The organism is Sulfuricurvum sp., assembly GCF_019163035.1.
In the GTDB taxonomy this organism is placed as follows: domain Bacteria; phylum Campylobacterota; class Campylobacteria; order Campylobacterales; family Sulfurimonadaceae; genus Sulfuricurvum.
In genome coordinates this window covers 1-2,221 of record NZ_JAFLKV010000132.1, presented here as the reverse complement: position 1 = coordinate 2,221, position 2,221 = coordinate 1, and the positions used below count along the sequence as shown (strand labels likewise).

Sequence of the window (2,221 nt, the reverse complement as noted above, 5' to 3'; positions counted from 1 at the left end):
CACTCTATAAAGAGACCTATGAGCCGCTTTTGATCCGATCTATCCAAACTCCCTCTCCTCGCGATCAGAGTATGGAGGCAGCGTTGGAAGCGGCACAGTCGTTTAAAAAATTACTCCAAGAACGAAGTGATGAGATTGCGGCATTGATCGTGGAGCCGTTAGTGCAAGGGGCAGGGGGGATGAGGATGTATCATCCGATCTTTTTGAGCGAAGCTAAACGGTTGTGTGAGGAGTTCGGTGTCCATTTTATCGCCGATGAGATTTTGGTCGGGTTCGGTCGGACAGGGAGTATGTTTGCGTGTGAACAAGCCAATATAACACCTGATTTTTTAGTTCTTTCCAAAGGGCTTACGGGTGGCTATTTACCGCTCTCAGTTGTACTAACAACCGAGAGTGTGTATGGGTCGTTTTATTGCGATTATAATCCTATCCGCTCTTTTTTGCACTCACACAGTTATACGGGAAATGCGTTGGCCTGTGCGGCGGCAAACGCGACGCTCGATATTTTCGAATCGGAAAACACCATTGAGAATAACCGCAAAACCATTTCCCTCATCGCCCAAGAGCTAAAACGTTTTGAGTCAGTGCCGAGGGTTAAAGAGGTGCGTCAATGCGGGATGATCGCGGCAATCGAGCTGGAGGGGTTTGATCCGCGTGAGCGAATCGGGTTGAAAATTCATCAGCACTGTATGACGCAGGGGGTTTTAATCCGTCCTCTGGGAAGCATCGTTTATGTGATGACCCCCTATGTGATTACACCTGAGGAACTCACAAAAGTTTTTGATGCGATTATGTCGGCATTGAAGAGTATTTAAAGGTGTTATTAGCGCGCTTAGGCTATCATAAGGGCTATTAAACTCAAAGGTACGTACGTGCAAGAAATTCCCCATATCCCTGTTTTGTACCGAGAAGTGATCGAAGCGTTTTCTCCGTGTAAAGAGGGGATTGTTATCGATTGTACGATGGGATACGGCGGGCACTCTTCCCTTTTGTTGGACAATAACTCCGCACTTTCTTTGATCGGGATCGATCAAGATCCCACCGCCATCGCCTTTTCGAGTAAACGGTTAGAGCCTTTCGGGAAGCGTGTCGAAATCCGTCGCGGACGGTTTTCAGAGGTGGCTCATGATGTAATCACCGAACACGGGGATAAAATATGCGGAATTTTAGCCGATATAGGGGTGTCATCACTGCAACTCGATCAGCGTGAGAGGGGATTTTCGTACGAGAGCGATACCCTCGATATGCGGATGAACCCCGATGCGCCACTGAGCGCGTACGAGGTGGTCAATGAGTACTCGCAGAGTGCTTTGGAGAGCATTTTACGAGAATACGGTGAAGTCACCAATGCTCGCAAAGTGGCGGAGACTATCGTCCAACGCCGCCCGTTTGCTTCGGCAAAAGAGCTTTCTAACGCCATTTTTCATCTGATGCCGAAGGGGAAAAAGATCCACCCATCGACACTGGTGATGCAGGGGATTCGGATCGAAGTAAATGATGAACTGGGTGAGTTGACACGCCTTCTCGATGCGATCGAGAACTCTACGCTCAAAAAGCTTCGGGTTGCGATCATCACGTTTCACTCCCTCGAAGATCGGATTGTAAAAAACCGCTTTTCCAAATGGGGAAAAAACTGTATTTGTCCTGATGATGCGATGCGCTGTACCTGTGGAAATGACAATGCAATCGGCAAGGTGATTACCAAAAAACCGCTGATTGCCCAAGATGACGAACTTCGTGCCAACTCACGAAGCCGAAGTGCGAAATTACGAATATTTGAGATACGAAGAGATTGATACCCTATGAGCGATAAACTCGATATTTTAGAAGAGACACAGCATATCATCAGCCCAGATGATTCGATGGGTATCCTTTTTCTACGCAATGTTTTTGTCGGAATTTTTTTACTACTCGTAGTCGTATTCCCCAAAATCTTTATCAATACCCAAATCTATTTTAAAAGCCGTGACATCTCAACCCTCAGTCATGAACACGATGCCCTTTTGGAAGAAAACCGCCTCATCAAAGCGAAAGTTGAGTCATTGAAATATAAAAATCAAGTCTTGGATACGCTCTTTTAGACTATACGTTAATTCAAGTTTATTTCACTCAATATTCATCTTTATACTTTAATATGATTTTTTTGATCGTCCCTTTTTACTCCCATAAGAATTGTGGTGGTATAATCTCCGACTTAAAATGATCCTATGCAGAGTCAGTG

The 2,221-nt window shown here is 45.6% G+C and carries 3 protein-coding genes; all 3 read left to right on the top strand.

Going from position 1 to position 2,221, the window contains the following annotated elements:
• Positions 1-815 (top strand): aminotransferase class III-fold pyridoxal phosphate-dependent enzyme (locus tag JZU62_RS09530; RefSeq protein WP_295014214.1); only part of this gene is annotated, 815 nt, incomplete at its 5' end.
• 57 nt (positions 816-872) lie between these two features.
• Positions 873-1,796, top strand: coding sequence for a 16S rRNA (cytosine(1402)-N(4))-methyltransferase RsmH (gene rsmH, locus JZU62_RS09525; protein WP_295014212.1), 924 nt, complete (start codon positions 873-875; stop codon positions 1,794-1,796).
• A 6-nt stretch (positions 1,797-1,802) separates the two neighbouring features.
• Positions 1,803-2,081: a hypothetical protein gene (locus JZU62_RS09520; protein WP_295014210.1), complete on the top strand. Its 279-nt coding sequence runs from the start codon at positions 1,803-1,805 to the stop codon at positions 2,079-2,081.
• The last annotated feature ends 140 nt before the right edge of the window (positions 2,082-2,221 follow it).